Source organism: Actinokineospora bangkokensis (genome assembly GCF_001940455.1).
GTDB lineage: Bacteria > Actinomycetota > Actinomycetes > Mycobacteriales > Pseudonocardiaceae > Actinokineospora > Actinokineospora bangkokensis.
On the sequence record NZ_MKQR01000007.1, the window covers coordinates 643,734 to 665,149 of the forward strand.

A 21,416-nucleotide genomic window follows, 5' to 3' on the forward strand; every position below is an offset into this window, starting at 1 on the left:
CCCCCGCCGCCGACACCGAGTGAGCCCGTGACCTCCACAGAGACCGCGAACCAGGCACGGTCCCCGCGCAAGATCAGCTGGGACGTCATCCGCGTGCTGGCCGTCTACTCCGTCGTCGTCCAGCACATCACCCACCAGTCGCCGATCAACCACCCCGAGCTGGGGCCCTACCCGTTCGTGCTGCCGCTCCAGTTCGGGGCGAGCACGCTGCTGGTGATCTCCGCGTACTTCGTGTGCGTGACGGTGCGCCGGGGGAACACGCGCCAGTGGCTGTGGAAGAAGCTGACCAGGCTGCTGCCCGCCTACCTGGTCGCCGTCGTGGTGACCTACGCCGTCTCGCGCGCGGTCGCGCCGATGTTCGGCTGGTACCTGCCGACCCCGACCGACCTGGTGGCGAACCTGTTCATGGTGCAGGCGTGGTCACCGGACTTCCACTGGGTCGACGCCTCGTACTGGACGCTGCCGGTGCAGGTCATGTCGTTCGTCGCCGCCGCGCTGCTGTGGCCGCGCGGGTGGGGGCGGGGCGCCAAGCTGCCGGTGCTGCTGTGGGGGCTGGTCATCGCCCCGCTGGTGATCCGCTTCCTCTGGCGCGGCGACGACGCCCAGCAGTGGGTCATCTCGCTGTTCGACGGCCTCGCGCTGCACCGGGTCGCGCTGTTCGGGGTGGGTGCGGCGATCTGGCTGTGGACGCAGGGCCGCTTCTCCGGCAGGCACCTGGCCGTCTACGCCGTCGCCGCCCTGGTGGCCCAGGACGCGCACGCCTACTTCGCCGACACCCCGTCGACGATCGCGTTCGGGGTGGTCGTCGCGCTGATCATCGCGGCGGCGGGCGGCCGGGACTGGGACTTCCCGGTGCTGCGCCCGCTGGCCCCGGTGATCCGCTGGCTCGGCGGCATCTCCTTCGGCGTCTACCTCGTGCACCAGGAGCTCGGCTTCGTGCTCGCCCGCTTCCTGCTCGACGCGGGCGTGGGCGCGTGGGGCAGGCTCGTCCTCTGCTCGGTGATGGCCGTGCTGCTCGGCTGGGTGGTCACCAAGGCGGTGGAGAACCCCGCCCACCGCTGGCTGACGACGGTCTGGCCCGCCCGGTGGGCCCGGCTCAAGGCCACCGCCAGGGCGACCGGGGAGGCGCTGCGCGACCTGCCCCAGGTGCCTCAGCCCCAGGTCGCGAGCTCGGGGGCGTCGCTGAGGGCCGAGCTGTCGCCGCGCATGAGCCACGGCAGCACCGCCGCGGCCGACCCGCGCACCTCCACCGACCCGGTGCTCGCCGCGGCCATGGCCAAGTCCCAGCTGCGCTGACCGCCGCCGGGGAGCGCCACCACCACGGTCACCACACCGCCGCCCGCACCCGCCAGGTGCGGGCGGACGGCGTGCTCCAGCAGCCGCTCCAGGGCGGCGGCGGGCACGTCGGCGTAGGCGGTGCCGGTGTCCAGGTCGACCAGGTGGTTCCAGGCCTCGACCAGGGCCAGCTCGACGACCTCGGCCGCCGGGAAGGTTCGCCCGTTCGGGTGAGCCACCACCGCCGTCCACTGGTCGTCGGCCATCCGCGCGACCGCGGCGTGGAAGCGGTCGCAGGCGGCGTAGAGGTCCTCCCGGATGACCTGGCCCAGCCGGTCGGCGCCCGCCTCGATGTCGGCGTCGCGGTCGGCCCTGCTGGCGTAGGCCGGGTGCTCGATCCCGGTCCGCGCCCAGGTCAGCAGGTTGACCAGGGCGTCGGCGTTGCGGGCGAGGTGGCTCACCAGGTGCGCCCTGGTCCACCCGGGCAGCCGCGACGGCGCCCGGAAGGCGTCCTCGTCCAGCCCCGCCACCGCCTCGTGCAGCCGCGCCCACGCCGCGCGCACGAGCCCGTGCGCGGAGGTGGCTCGCTCGACGGCCGAGACCAGCGCGGGCGTACGCTGGCCCGGCGGTCCGCCGGTGGTCAGCCCGCCGGTCCGGTCCGCGCCAGCCGACGCCTTCGATCCGCTCATGCGATCCCCCGACCGCTCGACTCCGGCGCACCGCGGCGCCCCGTGCCACCCAGCGTAGGCCCCGCCCGGTTACCGACGGGTAGGACCACCGGCGCGGTGCGGGCCGGGGCGCGGGCGGCCAGAATTGTCGGTGCCCCGACCTAGCATGACCGCCTGCCGCCGTCCCGTGCGCGCCGCGGGTGCCACCCGCACCCGCGCACGCCCCCGACCAGGGTGCGACCCGGGCCCCGGCAGGCCGTGTGACCAGGACTTACGCAGCTCGACCAGGACCCATCTCGACCAAGACCCATCTCGACCAGAACTCACGCAAGTGTGACCCGTACTCATCTCGACGCGTTATCTCGACCGAAGGGACCTCAGTGGCCGACCGCCTCGTCGTTCGCGGCGCCCGGGAGCACAACCTGCGCGGCGTGGACCTCGACCTGCCCCGCGACAGCCTCATCGTCTTCACCGGCCTGTCCGGGTCGGGCAAGTCCAGCCTCGCCTTCGACACGATCTTCGCCGAGGGCCAGCGGCGCTACGTGGAGTCGCTGTCGGCCTACGCCCGGCAGTTCCTCGGGCAGATGGACAAGCCCGACGTCGACTTCATCGAGGGCCTGTCGCCCGCGGTGTCGATCGACCAGAAGTCGACCAGCCGCAACCCGCGCTCCACGGTCGGCACCATCACCGAGGTCTACGACTACCTGCGCCTGCTGTTCGCCCGCGCGGGCAAGCCGCACTGCCCCACCTGCGGCGAGGCGATCAGCAAGCAGACCCCGCAGCAGATCGTCGACCAGGTGCTCGCCATGGACGAGGGCCTGCGCTTCCAGGTGCTCGCCCCGGTCATCCGCGGCCGCAAGGGCGAGTACGTCGACCTGTTCTCCTCGTTGCAGTCGCAGGGCTACTCCCGCGCGCTGGTCGACGGCGTGGTGCACCAGCTGTCGGACCCGCCCAAGCTCAAGAAGCAGGAGAAGCACGAGATCGCGGTCATCATCGACCGGCTGTCGGTGAAGGCGTCGAGCAAGCAGCGGCTCACCGACTCGGTGGAGACCGCGCTGCGGCTGGCCGACGGCCTGGTCGAGCTGGACTTCGTCGACCTGGAGGAGGACGCGCCGGGCCGCCGCCGCGGCTTCTCCGAGCACCTGGCCTGCCCCAACGGCCACCCGCTCGGCGTGGAGGACCTGGAGCCCCGGTCGTTCTCGTTCAACTCCCCGTACGGCGCCTGCACCGTGTGCACGGGTCTGGGCGTGCGGATGGAGGTCGACCCCGAGCTGGTCGTGCCCGACGACGAGCTGTCGCTGGCCGACGGCGCCATCGCCCCGTGGGCGGGTGGGCAGACCGCCGAGTACTTCACCCGGCTGCTCACCTCGCTGTCGGAGGCGCTGGGGTTCCGGATGGACACCCCGTGGCGGCGGCTGCCCGCGAAGGTGCAGAAGGCGGTGCTGCACGGCGTCGACGAGCAGGTGCACATCCGCTACAAGAACCGCTACGGCCGCCAGCGCTCCTACTACGCCAGCTTCGAGGGCGTGATCCCGTTCCTGGAGCGGCGCCAGGAGCAGACCGAGTCCGACTCCCAGCGGGAGAAGTACGAGGGCTACATGCGGGAGGTGCCCTGCCCGGCCTGCCAGGGCACCCGGCTCAAGCCGGAGATCCTGGCCGTGACCCTCGACCACCCCGGCGGCGACCGGTCGATCGCCGAGGTGTCGGCGATGTCGATCGGGGAGTGCTCGGCGTTCCTCGACGCGCTCACCCTGGGCAAGCGCGAGGCGATGATCGCGGGCGCGGTGCTCAAGGAGATCCAGGCCCGGCTGCGCTTCCTGCTCGACGTCGGCCTGGACTACCTGTCGCTGGACCGGGCCTCGGGCACGCTGTCGGGCGGCGAGGCCCAGCGCATCCGGCTGGCCACCCAGATCGGCTCCGGCCTCGTCGGCGTGCTCTACGTGCTCGACGAGCCCTCGATCGGGCTGCACCAGCGCGACAACCACCGGCTGATCGAGACCCTGACCCGGCTGCGCGACCTGGGCAACACGCTCATCGTGGTCGAGCACGACGAGGACACCATCCGCACCTCGGACTGGGTCGTCGACATCGGACCGGGCGCGGGCGAGCACGGCGGCAAGGTCGTGCACAGCGGGCCGTTCAAGCAGCTGCTCAGGAACAAGGAGTCGCTGACCGGCGCCTACCTGGCGGGCCGCAGCAGCATCGAGGTGCCCGCCCTGCGGCGCGCGGTCGACAAGAAGCGGCAGCTGACCGTGGTGGGCGCGCGCGAGCACAACCTGCGCGGCATCGACGTGTCGTTCCCGCTGGGCTGCCTGGTCTCGGTCACCGGGGTGTCCGGTTCGGGCAAGTCGACCCTGGTCAACGACATCCTGGCCACGGTGCTGGCGAACAAGCTCAACGGCGCCCGGCAGGTGCCCGGCAGGCACACCAGGGTCAACGGCCTGCACCACCTCGACAAGCTGGTGCAGGTCGACCAGTCGCCCATCGGCCGCACCCCCCGGTCGAACCCGGCCACCTACACCGGCGTGTTCGACAACATGCGCAAGCTGTTCGCCTCCACCACCGAGGCGAAGGTGCGCGGCTACCAGCCCGGCCGGTTCTCCTTCAACGTCAAGGGCGGGCGCTGCGAGGCGTGCGCGGGCGACGGCACCATCAAGATCGAGATGAACTTCCTGCCGGACGTCTACGTGCCGTGCGAGGTGTGCAAGGGCGCCCGGTACAACCGGGAGACCCTGGAGGTGCACTACAAGGGCAAGACCATCGCCGAGGTGCTGGACATGCCGATCGAGGAGGCCGCGGCCTTCTTCGAGCCGATCAAGTCCATCCACCGGCACCTGCAGACCCTGGTCGACGTCGGCCTGGGCTACGTCCGGCTCGGCCAGCCCGCCCCGACGCTGTCCGGTGGTGAGGCGCAGCGGGTGAAGCTGGCCAGCGAGCTGCAGAAGCGCTCCACCGGGCGCACGGTCTACATCCTCGACGAGCCCACCACCGGCCTGCACTTCGAGGACATCCGCAAGCTGCTCGGGGTGATCAACGGCCTGGTGGACAAGGGCAACTCGGTGATCGTCATCGAGCACAACCTGGACGTGATCAAGACCTCGGACTGGATCATCGACATGGGCCCGGAGGGCGGGTCCGGCGGTGGCACCGTGCTGGCCGAGGGCACGCCCGAGGACATCGTGGCGGTGCCGGGGAGCTACACCGGCCAGTTCCTCGCCCCCGTCCTGTCCTGAGCCGCTCCCGGCGCGTCCACACCGGACGCGCCGGGAGGCCAGGGGAGGGCCGCTGGGACACCGCGTCACCCGGGTGGGGGAGCACGCTCGGGCACACCGGTTGTCCTGCTGCACACGCTTTGCAACACGCCTGTATCCCGACCACCGCTCCGGCCTCCTAACCTCGTAGTCGCGGTCACGCCCCCGCGGAGGAGACCCCATGCCCGAGCAGCCGTCCCGCACCGCTGAGGTCGACCCCGGGCGCCTCGACGAGGCCACGCGGGCCCGCCTGCGCGCCGAGTTCGGCGACCGCCTGCTGCTCGGGCCCGCCCTGCCCGTGCCGCTGACCGCCGAACTGGCGGTCGCGGTCAACCCCACCGCGGGCTTCGCCCGCTGGGCCCGCGCCAACCGGCTGCGCGCCCTGCCGGTGGACCTGTCCGCCGCCGCCCCGCTGGTCGGCCCGCTGGCCGTGCCCGACCGCCCCGGCGGCCCGTGCTGCGCCCGCGCCCGCCGCGGCGCCGCCGAGCGCGCGCCCGGCAGCGCCGTGCCCGAGCGGGTGGCCCGCCTCGTCGACGACCTGGTGGACCGGGGTGCTGAGCACCCGTCCGGCACCCCGGAGCGGGTGGCCCGGCTTGTCGACGACCTGCTGGACCGCGGCGCCGCGGGCCCGCCCGGCACCCCCGCGCCCGAGCGGGTGGCCCGCCCCGCGGGTGGCCTGCTTGACCGGTTGCCCAGCGCCGCCGCGGCCGTGCCCGAGCGGGTGGCCCGGCTCATCGGTGACCTGCTGGACCGGGGCGCCGACGACCTGGTGGACCACGTCGCGGAGCTGACCGAGGCGGGCGGGGTGCTCTGGCACCGGGTCGTCCCGCTGCCCTCCTGCCCGGTGTGCGGCGGGGCGGCGGCCGCGGGCGCGCGGCCGGGCCTGCCGGACGGCGACGACGTCGACGCCCTGCGCGCCGCCCTGGCGGGCTGGCTCGACCCGCTCACCGGCGTCATCGCCACCGTCACCGCGCACCGGCCCCTGGGCCCCGGCCTGCCGCACGCGGCCACCACCTCGCCCCCGCGCGCCGTCGACACCCGCGGCGCCGTCCGCACCACCCCCGTCGGCCGGGGCCGGGGCGCCACCGAGCGCGACGCCGTGCTCACCGCGGTCGCGGAGGCCGTGGAGCGCTACTCCGCCTCCCTGCCCGACCCCGACCGCCTCGTCTGGGCCCGCCCCTCCGACCTCGACGGCGACGTGCTCGACCCCCGCGAGTTCCCCCAGCTCGACCCGCTGTCCTACGGCACCCCCGGCTCCGGGTGCGTCCCGTTCGACCGCAGGCTCGACCACCCGTGGGTGCGGGGCACCTGGCTCGACTCCGGCGGCCCGGTCTGGGTGCCCGCCGTGCACGCCTACCTGGCCATGCCCCTGCTGCCCGAGCACCGCATCGCCCAGGCCACCACCGCGGGCCTGGCCGCGGGCGCCGACCCCGACGCCGCCGCCCTGCGCGCGGTCCTGGAGCTGGTCGAGCGCGACGCCTTCCACGCCACCTGGCTCACCGGCGGCCGCGGCCGCTACGTCGACCTCGACGACACCCTGGACGAGGACCTGCACGACCTCGTCGGCGCACTGACCGCCCTGGGCCCCGCGGTCGAGGTGCACACCCTGCCCACCACCGCCTACGGCACCACCGCCCTGGCCCTGGCCCTCGGCGACGGCCGCCGCTGGCCCGGCGCCGCCCTCGGCCTGGCCGCCGACCGCTCCCCCCGGGCCGCCATCCGCGCCGCCCTGCTCGAACTGGCCACCACCGCGCCCGCCCTGGCCGACGTCCTGCGCACGGGCTCGCCCGCGATCCCGCGGACCTCGGCGGAGGTCCGCACCCCCTTCGACCACGCGACCCTCTACTTCCCCACCTCGGCGGTCCCCGCCTTCGACCGCTTGCGGACCGGTGGCACCACCCCGTTGAGCGCGCTGCCCGAACCGGCGTTCCCCACGACCCGCGACCACCTGGCGGCGACGCTGTCGACGAAGGGGATCCGGGTGGCGCTGGTGGACGTCACCAGCGCCGACACGGCCACCGGCCCGTTCCGCGTGGTGCGGGCGGTGAGCGCCGACCTCCAGCCGACGACGCACGGGTACGCGCACCGGCGCGGGTTGGTGGCGCGGCACCGGCGGGCGGGGGTCGTGCCGGGGGAGCGGCCCGCGCACCCGCTGTGGCACTGAGCTGGGGAGCGGCGCACCCGGGACAGCCTGGTGGGAGGGTGATCCCGGGAAGGCCGTGAACGATTTTCGGGATATCGCCAGCACTTGGGTGGTGCCCCGAAATCCGGCGGGCGGCGGGGTGGTTACCCTGCCTGTCATGGCGAGGTACTTCGACGTGCACCCGGACAACCCGCAGCGGCGGGCCATCGGGCAGGTCGTGGACCTGGTGCGGTCCGGTGGGCTGATCGCCTACCCGACCGACTCCTGCTACGCGCTGGGGTGCGCGCTGGGCAACCGCGAGGGGGTGGAGCGGATCCGGGCGATCAGGAAGCTGGGGGACAACCACCACTTCACCCTGATGTGCCGGGACTTCGCCCAGCTGGGGCAGTTCGTGCACGTGGGCAACGCGGTGTTCCGGGCGGTGAAGGCGGCGACGCCGGGCAGCTACACGTTCATCCTGCCCGCCACCAAGGAGGTGCCGCGCCGGTTGATGCACCCGAAGAAGAAGACGGTGGGCGCGCGCATCCCCGACCACGTGGTCACCCAGGCGATCCTGGCCGAGCTGGGCGAGCCGATGATCTCCTCGACGCTGCTCATCCCCGGCGAGGACGAGCCGATGGTGCAGGGCTGGGAGATCAAGGAGGCGCTCGACCACCAGGTCGACGCCGTGATCGACTCCGGGGAGTGCGGGACCGTGCCGACCACGGTCGTCGACTTCTCCGACGACGTGCCCGAGGTCGTTCGGGTCGGCGCCGGGGACGTCAGCCGGTTCGAGTAGTCCCCGAGGCGGCTGGGCCGCCCGGGTCCGGGGGCATCGGACCGCGGGCGGCTCAGCCTCAAGCGCACACCCCTACGGGGAGACGGTCTCCTTCGCCCGCGGCCCCGGCACCTCCGAGCCCGGCGCGTCGGCGTCCTGCGGGGCCGGGCCGCCGTGGTGGTCGTCGGACATGGTGGCCTCGTCGAACGGGACCTCGCCGGAGAGCACCCGCTGGGCCCGGTCGTGGTCGAACTCCTTGGTCCAGGTGCCCAGCAGCACCGTGGCCACGGCGTTGCCCGCGAAGTTCGTCAGCGCCCGCGCCTCGGACATGAACCGGTCGATGCCCACGATCAGGCCCACGCCGTCGACCAGGTCGGGGCGGTGCGACTGCAACCCGCCCGCCAGGGTCGCCAGGCCCGCGCCGGTGACGCCCGCCGCGCCCTTGGACGCGATGATCATGAACAGCATCAGCGAGACCTGCTCGCCCAGCGACAGCGGCGACCCGGTCGCGTTGGCCACGAACAGCGTCGCCATGGTCAGGTAGATCGCCGTGCCGTCGAGGTTGAACGAGTACCCGGTCGGCACCGCGATGCCCACCACCGGCTTGCTCACGCCCAGGTGCTCCATCTTGGCGATCAGCCGGGGCAGCGCGACCTCCGAGGAGGAGGTGGACACGATGAGCAGGAACTCCCGGCCCAGGTAGGCCAGCAGCTTGAACAGGTTCACCCTGGCCACCAGCCACAGCAGGCCGCCGAGCACCACCGCGACGAACACCACGCAGGTCGCGTAGAAGCCGAGCATGATGATCGCCAGGCTCTTCAGCGCCGTCCACCCGGTCGCGCCGACCACCGCCGCGATCGCGCCGAACGCGCCGACCGGGGCCACCCACATGATCATCTGGAGCACGCGGAAGACGACCCGCTGGATGTGCCCGACCCCGCGCAGCACCGGCTCGCCGGACTTGCCCAGCGCCTGCACCGCGAACCCGACCAGCAGCGCCACCAGCAGCGTCTGGAGCACCGACCCGGAGGTGAACGAGGAGACCAGCGTGGTGGGGATGACGCCGAGCAGGAACTCGGTCGTGCCCGCGGCCTTGGTCACCTGCTTCTCGCCCTGCTGGGCCAGCGCGTCGGTCAGCTGCAGGCCGTCACCGGGGTGCAGGATGTTGCCCACGACCAAGCCGATCGCCAGCGCCACGGTGGACATCGCCAGGAAGTACACCAGCGCCAAGCCGCCGACCCGGCCCACCGACCGGGCCTTGGCCACCGAGCCGACGCCGAGCACGATCGAGCAGAAGATGATCGGGCTGATCATCATCTTGATGAGGGCGACGAACCCGTCGCCGAGCGGCTTGAGGCCCTTGCCGAAGGCCGGGAACAGGATGCCGACCGCCACGCCCGCGATGACCGCGGCGATGACGGCGAGGTAGAGGTAGTGGGTCTTCTCCCGGCGCTGCGGCCGCGGTGTGGTCGTCGTCGACACGGTGTCTCCTCGGGGGGCGGACCGCGGCGTCGCGGCCCGGGTGGCTCGCGCTGAGGCTCCCCGGTTTTGTGTCCCAGGTCACGATTGTGTTCATTGCGTTCACGGGGGTGGGTGACGGGGGGTGCGGGGGTGTTGTGGGCGGTGCCGGGTGGGGTGGGCAGGGCATGCTGTGCGGGTGAGCGGGCGCAAGCAGTGGAGCCTGGCCCGGCAGTTGCTGGTGCTCCAGGTGGTGATCGTGGGGGTGCTGGTCTCGGTGGGGGCGGGGCTGGCGTGGGTCGACGTGGCGGACCGGGCTCGGGAGTCGGCGGCGGGCACGGCGCTGGCGCTGGCCAGGGCGGTGGCCGACGCGCCGACGGTGGTCGAGGCCGTGCGGTCGGCGGACCCGTCGGCGGTGTTGCAGCCCTACGCGCAGCGGGTGCGGGCGGACACCGGGGTGGACTTCGTGACGATCATGAGCACCGACGGGGTGCGGTACACCCACCCCAACCCCGAGGAGATCGGGCGGCGGTTCCTGGGCAACACCGCCGAGGCGCTGGCGGGGCGGTCGCTCACCGAGACCTACACCGGCACGCTGGGGCCCTCGGTGCGCGCGGTGGTGCCGGTGTTCGACGCCCAGCGGCGGGTGGTGGCCCTGGTCAGCGCGGGGATCACGCTGGCGGCGATCAGCAGGCAGGTCGCGACCAGGGTGCTGCCGCTGCTCGGGGTCGCCGCCACCGGGCTGCTCGCCGGCGCCGCGGGCACCTACCTGGTGAGCAGGCGGCTGCGCAGGCAGACCGCGGGGCTGGCCCCGGCCCGGCTCAGCCAGGTGATCGAGTACCACGAGGCGATCCTGCACTCGGTGCGCGAGGGGCTGGTGCTCGTCGGGCCCGACCGGCGGGTGACCCTGTGCAACGACGGGGTGCGCGCGCTGCTGGACCTGCCCGAGGACGCCGAGGGGAAGCGGGTGGACGAGCTGGGCCTGCCCGACCAGCTCGCCGCCGCGCTGCTCTCGGGCAGCGAGATGCGCGACGAGCTGCACCTGACCGACACCCGGGTGCTGGTGGTCAACTCCTCCACGGTGCGCTTCTCCGGCCGCGACCTGGGCAGCGTGGTGACCATCCGGGACCGCACCGACCTGCAGGCGCTCACCGGCGAGTTGGACTCGGTGCGCGGGTTCGCCGAGTCGCTGCGCTCGCAGGCGCACGAGGCCGCCAACCGCCTGCACACCGTGGTGTCGCTGGTGGAGCTGGGCCGCACCGGCGAGGCGGTCGAGTTCGCCACCGGTGAGCTGGCCATCGCCCAGCGGCTCACCGACCAGGTCGTCGCCGCGGTGGCCGAGCCGGTGCTCGCCGCGCTGCTGCTGGGCAAGGCCGCCGAGGCCAGCGAGCGCGGGGTGGAGCTGGTCGTCTCGGACGACACCGAGATCGCCGACGACGCGGTCGGCGACGGCGGCCCGCTCAGCCCGCGCGACCTGGTCACCATCCTGGGCAACCTCATCGACAACGCCGTCGACGCCGCCGTGGAGGGCGCGGCCGCGGCGAAGCCGGTGGTGCGGGTGTCGGCCCGCGCCACGCCCGCGGAGCTGGTGCTGCGCGTGGCCGACTCCGGGCCGGGCGTCCCCGACGTCACCGCCGCCTTTCGCCGCGGCTGGTCGACCAAGGCGGGCGCGGACGGCCGCGGCCTGGGCCTGGCGCTGGTGGGCCAGGCGGTGCGGCGCGCGGGCGGCACCGTCGACGTCGGGCGCGACGGCGGAGCGGTGTTCACCGTGCGGCTGCCGCTGCGGCGGCCGTCGTGATCCGCGTGCTGGTGGTGGAGGACAACCCCGTCGCCGCCGACGCCCACCGGCAGTACGTCGACCGGGTGCCCGGGTTCCGCGTGGTGGCCGTGACCCACTCCGGGCGCGACGCGCTGCGGCTGCTGGAGGGCACCCCGGTGGACCTGGTGCTGCTCGACCTGTACCTTCCGGACACCCACGGCCTCGACGTGGTGCGGGCGATGCGCGCGGGCGGGGTGGCCGCGGACGTCATCACGGTGACCTCGGCGCGGGACCTGGCCGTGGTGCGGGCGGCGGTGTCGCTGGGGGTGGTGCAGTACCTGCTGAAGCCGTTCACCTTCGCCGCGCTGCGGGACAAGCTGGAGGCCTACGGGCGGTTCCGGGCGCGCGACGGGGAAGCGGCCGGGCAGGCCGAGGTGGACGAGGTGTTCGGCACGCTGCGCGGGGCGGAGAACCTGGCCCTGCCCAAGGGGATGAGCGCGGAGACGCTGGAGGCCGTGGTGGCGGCGCTGCGCGGGGCGGGGGAGGGGTTGTCGGCCGCGGCGGCGGGGGAGCGGGTGGGGGCGTCCCGGGTCACCGCGCGGCGGTACCTGGAGTACCTGGCGGACAACGAGTTGGTGGTGCGGCGGCCGCAGTACGGCGGGGTGGGGCGGCCGGAGGTGTGGTACCGGCTCGTCCGGTGAGGCGCGTGCGGGGTTCGGTGGCTTGGCTCGCCTTCGGCTTCGCGGGAAGAGCGCAAAGATCGGGATTTTCGGGCGGGCTCGATGCGGTGGTCCTGTGTGGCCGGGGCCCCTGCGGCGATCACGTGCTGTCGGGCGGGAAAAGGCGGGCTGGAAAGACGCCCGCCCGTCCGCTGGGGGTAGCACGTGATCGCCTCCCCCAGCCACACAGGACCACCGCATCGAGCACTTCCGCAGCCGGGCTGTCCGCTGCTCTGGTGGTGCGGTGTGTTCGGGACCGCCGCGGCGGGCACTGGGGGAGCCGGGGTGCCTGCTGCGTGGGGGGGTGTGCGGCGAGGGAGGGGAGGGGTCAGTAGACGGGGCCGGTGTACTTCTCGCCGGGGCCCTGGCCGGGGGCGTCGGGGATGGCGGAGGACTCGCGGAAGGCGCGCTGGAGGGACTGGAGGCCGTCGCGGATGGGGGCGGCGTGGGGGCCGAGGTACTCGGCGGCGGCGGTGACGAGGCCTGCCAGGGCGGTGATGAGGCGGCGGGCCTCGTCGAGGTCGCGGTGGGGGGAGGTGTCGGGGTCCGGGTCGGCCAGGCCGAGGCGTTCGGCGGCGGCGGACATCAGCATGAGTGCCGAGCGGCTGATGACCTCGACGCTGGGGATCTCGGCCAGGTCGCGGGTGGACGGGGTGTCGCCGCCGGGGGTGGCAGGTGCTTCGCTCACGGTCTGCTACCCTTGCACGTGCGACCAGTCCCCGTTGACGCGGGGGCGGCAAAGTGGAGCCCCCGCTCCCACCCGCGTCGCCGCTCCAGGCGGCCGGGTCCGGTCTCTTCGCGGCCCCCTGCGGGTCGCGGGTGTTCCCGTGCGGGACGAACCTCGGGGTTCGGCCGGACGGGTGATCGGCTGCGGAAGCGGGCTCCATGCCGGAATGGCATGGGGCCTGTCGTTGTTGTAGGGGACCTCACTGCCGCGCACGACCCGGGTCACCGGGTCAGCACGAACCAGGTAGTACGACCGAGGAGGCCCCATCAGCACGGAGACACGCATCAACGACCGCATCCGGGTGCCGGAGGTCCGACTCGTCGGGCCCAACGGCGAGCAGGTCGGCATCGTCCGCATCGAGGACGCGCTGCGCTTGGCCCTGGAGGCGGATCTTGATCTCGTCGAGGTCGCCCCCCAGGCCCGCCCGCCGGTCTGCAAGCTCATGGACTTCGGGAAGTTCAAGTACGAGAGCGCGCAGAAGGCCCGCGAGTCCCGGCGCAACCAGGTGCTCACCGTCATCAAGGAGCAGAAGCTCCGGCCGAAGATCGACTCCCACGACTACGAGACCAAGAAGCGCAACGTCGTGCGCTTCCTCGAGCACGGGAACAAGGTCAAGGTCACCATCATGTTCCGCGGTCGCGAGCAGTCCCGCCCCGAGCTGGGGTTCCGGCTGCTGCAGCGGCTCGCCGAGGACGTGTCGGAGCTGGGCTTCGTGGAGTCGTCGGCCAAGCAGGACGGCCGAAACATGATCATGGTGTTGGCGCCGCACAAGAACGTCAAGCCCAAGCAGCAGCAGAAGGCGACCTCGGGCTCCGAGCAGTCCCAGGCCTCCGACGACGGGGCCGGTGACTCCGGGGCCGCGCCCGCGGAGTGACCTCGACCGGCACCCCGCCGGTCACCACCCACCGCATGCCGCCCCGACGGACCCCGCCGGGGCGGCACGACGACTGAGGATCGAACGAACCATGCCGAAGATGAAGACCCACTCCGGGACGTCCAAGCGCATCCGGGTCACCGGGAAGGGCAAGCTCCGCCGCCAGCAGGCAGGCCTGCGGCACAAGCTGGAGAAGAAGCCGACGACGCTGACCCGGCGCCTCTCCGGCACCGAGGAAGTCGCGAAGCCGGACGTGGCGCGCCTCAAGCGCCTGCTGGCCCGCTAGACCCCCCGACCACCCCCCGGGCCGGTCCCCGACCGGCCCGCCGAACGCGACAGGACGTACCCCGTGGCACGCGTCAAGCGGGCAGTGAACGCCCAGAAGAAGCGCCGCACGACCCTCGAACTGGCCAGCGGCTACCGCGGCCAGCGCTCGCGGCTGTACCGCAAGGCGAAGGAGCAGGTCCTCCACTCGCTCAACTACGCCTACCGGGACCGCCGCGCCCGCAAGGGTGACTTCCGCAAGCTGTGGATCCAGCGGATCAACGCGGCCGCGCGCCAGAACGGCATCAGCTACAACCGCTTCATCGAGGGCCTGCGGGTCGCCGGTGTCGAGGTCGACCGCAAGATCCTCGCCGAGCTCGCGGTCAGCGACCCCACCGCCTTCACCGCGCTGGTGGAGCTGGCCCGCGCCAACGCGGGCACCCAGGGCAAGGCCGCTTCCTGAGCACCCAGCACGACCGGCGACCCGGGGCCCCGTTCACCGAGCGGACGCCCCGGGTCGCCGCCGCCCGGGCCCTGACCCGCCGCGCGGGCCGGGAGAAGGCCGGGCGCTTCCTCGCCGAGGGGGCGCAGGCCGTGCGGGAGGCGCTGGCGCACGGCGCGGTGCACGAGGTGTTCACCACCGAGGCCGCCGCCGCGCGCAACGCCGACCTGCTGCACGACGCCGCCGCGCGCGGCGTGCCGGTCTCGACCGCCACCGACAAGGCCGTCGCCGGGCTCTCGGAGACGGTGACCCCGCAGGGCGTCGTGGCCGTGTGCGACCTGCTCGACAAGCCCCTGGCCACCGCGCTGGCCGGGTCGCCGCGCCTGGTGGCCGTGCTGGTCGGGGTGGCCGACCCCGGCAACGCGGGCACCGTCACCCGGGTCGCGGACGCCGCGGGCGCCGGGGCGGTGCTCTTCGCCGGGGACACCGTCGACCCGCACAACGGCAAGTGCGTGCGCGCCTCCACCGGCAGCGTGTTCCACCTGCCCCTCGCGCGCACCCGCGACGTCCGCGAGGCGCTGGCGGCCTGCCGCGCCGCCGGGCTGCGGCTCGTCGCCGCCGACGGGTACGCCAGCACCGACCTCGACCAGGCCATCGACGCCGGGGCGCTGGACGCCCCGACGGCGTGGGTGTTCGGCAGCGAGGCGCACGGCCTCCCCGACGACCTGCTGTCCGCTGTGGACGACGTGGTGAAGGTGCCGCTGCACGGCCGGGCCGAGAGCCTGAACCTCGCCACCGCCGCCGCCGTCTGCCTCTACGCCTCCGCGCGCGCCCACCGGCGCTGACCCCGCGCCCCCGCGCGGGCCCCCGAGACACCTCCCCCGAGGCCGTCCGCCCTCCCGGCGGGCGGCCTCGTCGGCGTGCGCGCTCACCCGGTCCAGCGATGTCGATCACCCTTCCGGCGCACCCCCCTTGCCCGATGGAAACGACAACGGTTATCGTTTCGCGCCATTGTGGTCGAGCGGGAGGCGAGGGCGCGCGTGCGGCACCTGTTGATGGTCGAGAGCTGGGTCGGGGCGATGAGCTCCCTGCTGCCCAGGGCGGTGCGGGAGGCCGGGGCGCGGTTCACGTTCCTCACCCGGGACCTGCACCACTACCTGCGCTCGACGGCCACCCACCCGCACCCGCTGCTCGCGGCGGACAACGTGCTCACCGCCGAGACGAACGACCTCGACGCGCTGCTGCCGCACGTGGAGCGGCTGCACGGGGTGCTCGGGTTCGACGGGGTGATCACCTCCTGCGACTACTACCTGGAGACGGTCGCCCGCATCGCCCACCACCTCGGGCTGCCCGGGTCCGACCCGGAGGCCGTGCGCCGCGCCTACCGCAAGGACCTGACCCGCCAGGCGCTGCCGGACCTGTCCCCGCGCTTCGCGCTGGGCACGGCCGCCGAGGTGCTCGCGCACGACCTGGCCTACCCCGTCGTGGTCAAGCCGGTGGACCTGTGCGCGGGCATGTTCGTGCGCCGCGCCGACGACCCCGAGCAGCTCAAGGAGGCGATCGCCGCCATCGAGGGGTTCCCGGTGAACGCCCGCGGGCAGGCGCGCGAGCCGCTGGTGCTGCTGGAGGAGTTCCTGACCGGGCCGGAGTTCAGCGTGGAGACGGTGAGCCACGGCGGCACCACCCACGTCATCGGCGTCACCGACAAGTCCACCGCGGGCAGCCCGTGGTTCGTCGAGAGCGGGCACATGTTCCCCGCCGACCTGGCCGAGGGCACCGCCGCCGACCTCGCGCGCACCGCCGTGGCCGCGGTCGATCGGCTGGGCCTGACCCTCGGCGTCGCGCACACCGAGGTGAAGCTGACCCCCGGGGGTCCCCGGCTGGTCGAGGTGAACCCGCGCCCGGCGGGCAACCAGATCACCGAGCTTGTGCGCCGCACCACAGGGATCGACCTGCCCATGGTGCACGCCCGGCTCGCCCTCGGCGAGGAGCCCGACCTGCGCCGGGTGCCGACCGGGGCGGCCAGCGCCGCGATCGCGTTCCTGCTGCCCGAGCGGGCCGGGGTGGTCGGGTCGATCACCGCGGACCTGGACCGGCCCGAGGTCGTGGACTGGGCCACCAAGCCCGCAGGCCACGAGGTCGGGCCCGCGACCAGCAACAACAACTACCTGGGGCACGTCATGGTCGTCGACCGCGCGCACGGCGCGCGGGCGCGGGCCGAGGAGCTGCTGGCCGGGGTGTCGGTGGCCTACAGGTGAGCGTCGACCAGCTCGTCGACCGCGCGGCGCGGGGGGAGTTCGGCCCGCTGGGCACCGCCAGCCTGGCGTTCACCACCCGCCAGGGCGTGCGGCACCGGGGCCGCGCGGGCGGCTACCGCAACGAGGTGCTCAGCGTCCGCGTCGGCGCGGCGGTCGGGTCGTGCGCAGTGGAGCCCGGCTCGCTCGACGACGACGCGGTGCAGGGCATCGCCGGGCGGCCGGTGGCCGACCTGCTCGCCGACGACGACCCCGCGGTCCGCGTCGCCGCGCTCGACGCGCACCTGATGTCGGTCTTCCCGCACCAGGCGCACGCCACCCCGGTCGTGGTGCCCGCGGGCGACTCGCTGGCCAAGTCCCTGCACCGGGCGGCCACCGTGGTCGAGCTGCTGGACCCGCGGCCGGGGCAGCGGGTGCTCGTCGTCGGTGTGGTGAACTCGATCCTGCACCACCTGCGGGCGCGCGGGGTCGACTACGTGCCGTGCGACCGCAAGGGCGGGCGCACCGAGTGGGGCGAGCCCATCGCCACCGACGCCGCCGACCACCTCGACACCTGCGACGCGGTGCTGGCCACCGGGATGGTGCTGCTCGACGGGCTCGCCCCGCTGCTGGCCCACCCCGGGCCGCTGGTGCTCTTCGCCCAGACCGGCAGCGCCGTGCTGCCGCACTTCATCGGCCGCGGGGCCACCGCCGTGTCCGCCGAGCCCTACCCGTTCTTCTGGCTCGACGGCGGCCCCTCCACCCTCCACCAGCACCGGAGCGCTCCCGCGTGAACCCGCCCAACCCCGGGCTGCTCGACCTGGTCGGCCGCAGCCCGCTGGCCCGCATCACCACCCCGCTGCCGCACCCGCACCCCGGGTTCTGGGCCAAGGTCGAGTGCCTGGCCCCCGGCGGGATGAAGGCCCGCGCCGCGGTCTCCATGCTCACCGGTGCCCGCCGCCGCGGGCACCTGCCGCCCGGTGGCACCGTCGTGGAGTCCACCAGCGGCACCCTCGGCCTCGGCCTGGCCTTCGCGGGCCAGGCGCTCGGGCACCCGGTGGTGCTCGTCGTCGACGACGAGCTGGAACCGCCGATGCGGGCGCTGCTGCGCGCGCACGGGGCCCGGCTGGAGGTCGTGCGCAGGCCGCACCCGGTCGGCGGCTGGCAGCGCGCCCGGCTCGACCGGGTGGCCGAGCTGCTGGCCGAGCTGCCCGGGGCGTACTGGCCCGACCAGTACAACAACCCGGACAACCCGGCGGGCTACGCGTCGCTGGCCACCGAGCTGCTCGACCGGCTGGAGCGCGTCGACGTGCTGGTGTGCAGCGTCGGCACCGGCGGGCACAGCGCGGGCCTGGTCCGCGAGGTGCGCAAGCGCCGCCCCGGCACCCGGCTCATCGGCGTCGACACCGTGGGGTCGACGATCTTCGGCCAGCCCGCCGCCGCCAGGGTGATGCGCGGGCTGGGCAGCAGCATCCACCCGCGCAACGTGGCCTACCCGCAGTTCGACGAGGTGCACTGGCTGGGGCCGGTGGAGGTGGTCGACTCCTGCCGCAGGCTGGCCAGGCACGCCTTCGTCACCGGCGGCTGGAGCACCGGGGCGGTGGCGCTGGTGGCCGCGTGGGCGGCGCGGGTGGAGCCGGGTGCCGAGGTCGTCACCGTGTTCCCCGACGGCGCCCACCGCTACCTCGACACCATCTTCGACGACGGCTTCTGCCGGGCCAGGGGCCTGTTCGGGCGCGCGTGCGCGCACCCGGTGGAGGTCGCGGACCCGACGGTCGCGGTGGCCGAGTGGGCGCGCTGCCGCTCGGTGGCCGACCCGCTCGCCGCGCGCGAGGCGGTGCCCGCGTGAAGCTGGTCTGGGGCACCCGGGAGCTGGTGCTGCGCGAGCCGTTCCGCATCTCGCGGGCGGTGATGACGGGCCGCACGGCGGTGGAGGTCGTGGTCGAGCACCGGGGGCACCTGGGCCGCGGGGAGGTCGTGACCAGCGGCTTCCACCGGCTCGATGTCCCCGGCATCACCGCCGTGCTCACCGGGTGGCAGCCGGTGGTGGAGCGGGTGTCCGATCCCGCCGACCTGCTCGACCTGCTGCCCGCGGGCCCACCCGGGGTGCGCGCCGCGTGTGACGCCGCCGTGCACGACCTGCTCGGCAGGATCGCGGGCAAGCCGCTGCACGAGCTGCTGGGGCTTCCTGAGTGGACGGACGTGCCCACGGCGTGCACCATCGGCATCACCCCGCCCTCGGAGGCCGCCGCCAAGGCGGAGGAGTTGGTGGGCAAGGGGTTCCGGGTGCTCAAGGTGAAGGCGGGCGACGAGCAGGACGAGGCGCGGCTGCGCGTGGTGCGCCACGCCGCCCCGGACGCCCGCCTGCTGCTCGACCCCAACGGCGCCTGGACCCCCGAGCAGGCCGTCCGCTTCCTCGACCGCACCGCCGACCTGCGCCTCGACGCCGTGGAGCAGCCGACCGCCCCGGGCAACCCGGACCGGCTGGCGTGGGTGGCCGCGCGCACCGCCGTGCCCGTGGTCGCCGACGAGGACGCCGCCACCGCCCACGACGTGCGCGGGCTCGGCGGGGCCGTGGCCGGGGTGAACGTCAAGCTGGTCAAGTGCGGCGGGGTGCGCGCCGCACGCGAGGTGCTGGCCGCCGCGGCCGCCGGGGGGCTCGACGTGATGCTCGGGTGCCTGGTGGCGAGTTCGCTGGGCATCGCGCCCGCCGCGCACCTGGCCGCGCGCGCCCGGTGGGTCGACCTCGACGGGCACCTGCTGCTCGACCGCGACCCGTGGACGGGCATCGGCGGCGAGGGCGGGCTGCTGCGGCCCAGCGGCCTGCCCGGCCTGGGGGTGCTGCGCCGGTGACCCGCCACCCGCTCGCCGTGCGGCTGCTGCTGGTCAACCAGTTCGGCGTCAACCTCGGCTTCTACCTGCTGATCCCGTACCTGGCCACGCACCTGACCGAGGACATCGGGCTCAGCGTCGCCACCGTCGGGGTGGTGCTGGGCGTGCGCAACCTCAGCCAGCAGGGCCTGTTCCTGCTCGGCGGCACCGCCTCCGACCGGCTGGGCGCGCGCGGGGTGATCATCGCCGGGTGCGGGTTGCGGGCGGTCGGGTTCGGGCTGTTCGCCGTGGCGGGCACGCTGCCGGTGCTGCTGGTCGCGGCCGTGCTCAGCGGGGTGGCGGGGGCGCTGTTCAACCCCGCGGTGCGCGCCTACCTGGCGCTGGAGGTCGGGCCGGAGCGGCGAGCGGACGCCTTCGCGCTGTTCTCCGTCTACGCCCAGGCCGGGGCGCTGCTCGGGCCGGTGCTGGGCGCGGTGCTGCTGCTGGTGGACTTCCGCGTCGCCGCGGCGGTGGCGGCCGGGGTCTTCGTCCTGCTCACCGCCGCGCAGGCCGCGGTGCTGCCGGGGCGGGAGGTGCCGCCGAGCGGGGGCACGGTGTGGGCGGACGTGCGCGGGTGCCTGGCGGACCGGCGGTTCGCCGCGTTCACCCTGGCGCTGTCCGGGCTGTACGCGTTGCAGAACCAGCTCTACCTGATCCTGCCGGTGGAAGCGCGCAGGCTCACCGGCACGGCGGGTTCGGTGGCGGCGCTGTTCGTGGTGACCACTGTGGTCACCCTGCTGACCCAGGTGCGGGTGACGCGGGCGCTGTCGGGGTGGCCCCGGGAGCGGTCGATCGCGCTGGGACTAGCGCTGATGGGGGCGGCGTTCGTGCCGACGGCGGTGGCCTACGCGTGGCCGCCGCCGGGGGAGCCGCTGCCGGGGGCGGTGCCGATCGTGGTGTCCGCGGTGCTGCTGGCGCTGGGTGTCGTGGTGGCGCAACCGTTTGCGCTGGAGCTGATCCCGCGGTTCGCGGCTGAGGGGCTGACCGGCACGTACTTCGGGGTGTTCTACCTCGGGTCCGGTGCCGTCGCCGCGATCAGCACGGTGGTGATCGGCTGGGCGGGGGAGGGGCCGCTGGGCTGGATCGGCTCGGTGCTGTGCGTGCTGCTCGGCCTCGGCGGCGCGGTGGGCGTGCGCCACCTCGGGCGGCGAGGCCTGCTGGAACCGGAGAAGGTGGCATGAGCAACTTCCTGACCGACAACCCCGCCGCCTACGAGCGCCAGTTCCCCGACCCCGAGCACGTGGCCGCCCGCTGGGCGCACGCGGTGCTCGACGAGTTCGGCGGCGCGCACCGGGTGCTCGACCTGGGCTGCGGCACCGGCCGCGACGCCGGGCACCTGTCCACCCTCGGCCACGAGGTCGTCGGCCTGGACTCCTCGCAGGCGATGCTCGCCCACGCGAGCGCCCGCTACGCGGGCGAATTCATCGCGGGCGACCTGCGCGACTTCGCCCTGGGCAGGCGGTTCGACGCCATCCTCTGCCTGGACAGCGCCCTGCTCTACTGCCACACCAACGCCGAATTGGAGTCGTGCCTGACGCGCTGCCGCGAGCACCTGGTGCCCGGCGGGCTGCTGGTGGCCGAGATGCGCAGCGGCGCGTTCTTCCTCGGCAACACCGAACTGCTCGACGAGGTCCGCACCCGCACGGTCACCGTCGACGGCACCCCCTACACCTCGAACACCCACCTCTTCCTCGACCGCGCCGAGCAACTGCTGCGCCGCCACCGCGTGTGGGAGTGGCCCGGCCAGGGCGAACCGCTCGCGCAGGACTCCGCGTGGCGGCTGCTGTTCCCCCAGGAACTGCGCGCCTTCTGCGACCACGCGGGCTTCGACGTGCTCGCCCTCTTCGACACCCCCGGCCCGCGCACCGACGACCCGTGGCGCACCGGCACTCCCGTCCCCGACCCCCCGTTGTCCACCGGCATGACCGGCGACCGCCTGCACCTGGTCGCCCGCGCCCGCTCCTGAAGGAACCC

General features: G+C 74.2%; 18 protein-coding genes and 1 pseudogene. 16 read left to right on the forward strand and 3 right to left on the reverse strand.

Translation table 11 applies throughout. From position 1 onward, the window contains the following. Nucleotides 1-27: 27 nt before the first annotated feature. On the forward strand, nt 28-1,296 hold the full coding sequence (locus BJP25_RS07350; RefSeq protein ID WP_075973978.1) for an acyltransferase family protein: 1,269 nt from the start codon (nt 28-30) through the stop codon (nt 1,294-1,296). Here the strand turns inward: BJP25_RS07350 and BJP25_RS07355 are convergent. Next, nucleotides 1,269-1,964 (reverse strand): annotated as a pseudogene (locus tag BJP25_RS07355) (maleylpyruvate isomerase N-terminal domain-containing protein); the annotation flags it as partial. The gene BJP25_RS07350 and the pseudogene BJP25_RS07355 sit on opposite strands and share 28 nt — an antisense overlap. A gap of 359 nt (nt 1,965-2,323) precedes the next feature. Here BJP25_RS07355 and uvrA point away from each other — a divergent pair. From uvrA to BJP25_RS07370, 3 genes are all read left to right on the forward strand, one after another. Further along, nucleotides 2,324-5,176, forward strand: a complete 2,853-nt coding sequence (gene uvrA / locus BJP25_RS07360; RefSeq protein WP_075973980.1) for an excinuclease ABC subunit UvrA — start codon at nt 2,324-2,326, stop codon at nt 5,174-5,176. A gap of 199 nt (nt 5,177-5,375) precedes the next feature. Further along, nucleotides 5,376-7,358 (forward strand): YcaO-like family protein, encoded by a 1,983-nt coding sequence (locus tag BJP25_RS07365; RefSeq protein ID WP_075973981.1) that lies wholly within the window; start codon nt 5,376-5,378, stop codon nt 7,356-7,358. A 136-nt stretch (nt 7,359-7,494) separates the two neighbouring features. Next, entirely contained in the window at nt 7,495-8,115 is a 621-nt protein-coding gene (locus tag BJP25_RS07370; protein WP_075973982.1) for an L-threonylcarbamoyladenylate synthase, read from the forward strand. Nucleotides 8,116-8,187: 72 nt separating this feature from the next. Here BJP25_RS07370 and BJP25_RS07375 read toward each other — a convergent pair whose 3' ends face one another. Then, on the reverse strand, nt 8,188-9,576 hold the full coding sequence (locus tag BJP25_RS07375) for a cation:dicarboxylate symporter family transporter (protein ID WP_075973983.1): 1,389 nt from the start codon (nt 9,574-9,576) through the stop codon (nt 8,188-8,190). A gap of 169 nt (nt 9,577-9,745) precedes the next feature. Between BJP25_RS07375 and BJP25_RS07380 the strand changes: the two genes are divergently transcribed. After that, nucleotides 9,746-11,350: an ATP-binding protein gene (locus BJP25_RS07380; RefSeq protein ID WP_075973984.1), complete on the forward strand. Its 1,605-nt coding sequence runs from the start codon at nt 9,746-9,748 to the stop codon at nt 11,348-11,350. Further along, the gene (locus BJP25_RS07385) at nt 11,347-12,012 is read left to right on the forward strand and encodes a response regulator (RefSeq protein ID WP_075973985.1); all 666 of its coding nucleotides are present in this window, start codon (nt 11,347-11,349) and stop codon (nt 12,010-12,012) included. Before BJP25_RS07380 ends, BJP25_RS07385 begins: the two co-directional genes overlap by 4 nt. Nucleotides 12,013-12,358: 346 nt before the next feature. Here the strand turns inward: BJP25_RS07385 and BJP25_RS07390 are convergent, their stop codons facing one another. Beyond that, nucleotides 12,359-12,718 (reverse strand): DUF1844 domain-containing protein, encoded by a 360-nt coding sequence (locus tag BJP25_RS07390; protein ID WP_075973986.1) that lies wholly within the window; start codon nt 12,716-12,718, stop codon nt 12,359-12,361. 304 nt (nt 12,719-13,022) lie between these two features. On the opposite strand from BJP25_RS07390, the gene infC reads away from it, so the two are divergent. The 10 genes from infC to BJP25_RS07440 all read left to right on the forward strand — a co-directional run bounded on the left by infC (nt 13,023) and on the right by BJP25_RS07440 (nt 21,408). Next, nucleotides 13,023-13,631, forward strand: coding sequence for a translation initiation factor IF-3 (gene infC, locus BJP25_RS07395; protein WP_075973987.1), 609 nt, complete (start codon nt 13,023-13,025; stop codon nt 13,629-13,631). A gap of 91 nt (nt 13,632-13,722) precedes the next feature. Next, the gene (gene rpmI, locus BJP25_RS07400; RefSeq protein ID WP_075973988.1) at nt 13,723-13,917 is read left to right on the forward strand and encodes a 50S ribosomal protein L35; all 195 of its coding nucleotides are present in this window, start codon (nt 13,723-13,725) and stop codon (nt 13,915-13,917) included. A gap of 63 nt (nt 13,918-13,980) precedes the next feature. Next, complete coding sequence (rplT, locus tag BJP25_RS07405) at nt 13,981-14,358, forward strand: 50S ribosomal protein L20 (protein WP_075973989.1); 378 nt, start codon at nt 13,981-13,983, stop codon at nt 14,356-14,358. Continuing rightward, nucleotides 14,355-15,182 carry a TrmH family RNA methyltransferase gene (locus BJP25_RS07410; RefSeq protein ID WP_075974147.1) on the forward strand — a complete coding sequence of 276 codons (828 nt, stop codon included), beginning with the start codon at nt 14,355-14,357 and terminating at the stop codon, nt 15,180-15,182. Before rplT ends, BJP25_RS07410 begins: the two co-directional genes overlap by 4 nt. Before the next feature lie 195 nt (nt 15,183-15,377). After that, nucleotides 15,378-16,595, forward strand: coding sequence for an ATP-grasp domain-containing protein (locus BJP25_RS07415; RefSeq protein WP_198943369.1), 1,218 nt, complete (start codon nt 15,378-15,380; stop codon nt 16,593-16,595). Continuing rightward, a complete protein-coding gene (locus BJP25_RS07420) occupies nt 16,592-17,365 on the forward strand; it encodes a hypothetical protein (RefSeq protein WP_075973990.1) in 774 nt (257 codons plus the stop codon). Before BJP25_RS07415 ends, BJP25_RS07420 begins: the two co-directional genes overlap by 4 nt. Then, nucleotides 17,362-18,420 carry a PLP-dependent cysteine synthase family protein gene (locus BJP25_RS07425; protein ID WP_075973991.1) on the forward strand — a complete coding sequence of 353 codons (1,059 nt, stop codon included), beginning with the start codon at nt 17,362-17,364 and terminating at the stop codon, nt 18,418-18,420. Before BJP25_RS07420 ends, BJP25_RS07425 begins: the two co-directional genes overlap by 4 nt. Next, nucleotides 18,417-19,424 (forward strand): enolase C-terminal domain-like protein, encoded by a 1,008-nt coding sequence (locus tag BJP25_RS07430; protein ID WP_075974149.1) that lies wholly within the window; start codon nt 18,417-18,419, stop codon nt 19,422-19,424. Before BJP25_RS07425 ends, BJP25_RS07430 begins: the two co-directional genes overlap by 4 nt. Further along, nucleotides 19,421-20,623 (forward strand): MFS transporter, encoded by a 1,203-nt coding sequence (locus BJP25_RS07435; RefSeq protein WP_075973992.1) that lies wholly within the window; start codon nt 19,421-19,423, stop codon nt 20,621-20,623. Before BJP25_RS07430 ends, BJP25_RS07435 begins: the two co-directional genes overlap by 4 nt. Then, complete coding sequence (locus BJP25_RS07440; RefSeq protein WP_075973993.1) at nt 20,620-21,408, forward strand: class I SAM-dependent DNA methyltransferase; 789 nt, start codon at nt 20,620-20,622, stop codon at nt 21,406-21,408. Before BJP25_RS07435 ends, BJP25_RS07440 begins: the two co-directional genes overlap by 4 nt. Nucleotides 21,409-21,416 lie beyond the last annotated feature (8 nt).